Raw genomic sequence first — 1079 nt, forward strand, 5'->3', positions numbered from 1 at the left:
GGCCGCGCGGCCTGGTGGGCGGAGCGCTCGCTGCGCCGGGTGCGCGCCGAGCTGCCCGCCGACGGGCTGCGCACCCGGGTCGCGCCGCCGCCGGCGCTGCCGGCGGGGGCGCTGGGGGCGGTGGAGGCGGTGTTGCGCCGGCGCGGGGCGACGTGCCTGCAGCGCTGCCTGGTGGTGCAGGCGTGGCTGCTCGCGCACGGCGAGGCGCGCTCGGCGGTGGTGGCGGTGTCGGTGGCCGACGGGTTCTCCGCGCACGCCTGGCTCGACGGGCACGACGCCGACGAGAGCGGGGAGTTCCGGGAGCTGACGCGGGTGCCGGCGCAGCGGTGAGGTCCCGGTGAGGTCCCGGTGAGGTCCCGGTGAGGCCCCGGTGAGGCCGGCCGCCGCGCCCCGCGAGCGCCTGACGGCCCTGGAGACGGTGTGGGGGATGCCGTACGGGCGCCAGCTGGGCGTGGACCCGCTCCCCCGCACCCCCGCGCGCACACCGGCGAGCACCGCTGAGGGCACCGCGGCGAGCACCGCCGGGCGGGGCGGCGCGGGGGGCGTCTCGGCGCTGCGCGCGGCGGTGGAGGCGGCGGTGCTGCCGGCGCTGCGGCGCCCGCCGTGCCTGGTGAGCTTCTCCGGCGGGCGCGACTCCTCGGTGGTGCTGGCGGTGGCGACGGCGGTGGCGCGCCGGGAGGGCCTGGCGGACCCGGTGCCGTACTCGCACCGCTTCCCCGCGGTGCCCGACGCGCACGAGACGCCCTGGCAGGAGCTCGTCGTGGGTGCGCTGGGGCTGCGCGAGTGGCAGCGGCCGCAGTGGTCGGAGGAGATGGACGTGCTCGGGCCGGTGGCGCGGGCGGTGCTGCTGCGCGACGGCGTGCTGCCGCCGTTCAACGGGCACCTGCACGAGCCGGTGTTCGCGGCGGCGCGGGGGGGCTCGGTGCTCACCGGCATCGGCGGCGACGAGCTGTTCGCGCCGGTGGAGCGCTACCCGGTGGTGCGGGTGGCGGCGCGGCGGACGCCGCTGCGGTGGCGGCGGGCGCCCTCGCTGCTGTTCACCGCGGCCGCGCCGCCACCCGCACCACCGGGTAGCGCTC

The 1079-nt window shown here is 80.4% G+C and carries 2 protein-coding genes; both read left to right on the forward strand.

The window, feature by feature from the left end; genetic code table 11:
- Window positions 1-330: lasso peptide biosynthesis protein (locus tag GTR00_RS21520; protein ID WP_166613534.1), on the forward strand; the 330-nt coding region annotated here is incomplete at its 5' end.
- A gap of 40 nt (window positions 331-370) precedes the next feature.
- The coding region (locus GTR00_RS21525; protein WP_205706378.1) for an asparagine synthase-related protein at window positions 371-1079 on the forward strand (709 nt) is incomplete at its 3' end.

This window comes from Kineococcus indalonis, from assembly GCF_009906395.1.
GTDB lineage: Bacteria > Actinomycetota > Actinomycetes > Actinomycetales > Kineococcaceae > Kineococcus > Kineococcus indalonis.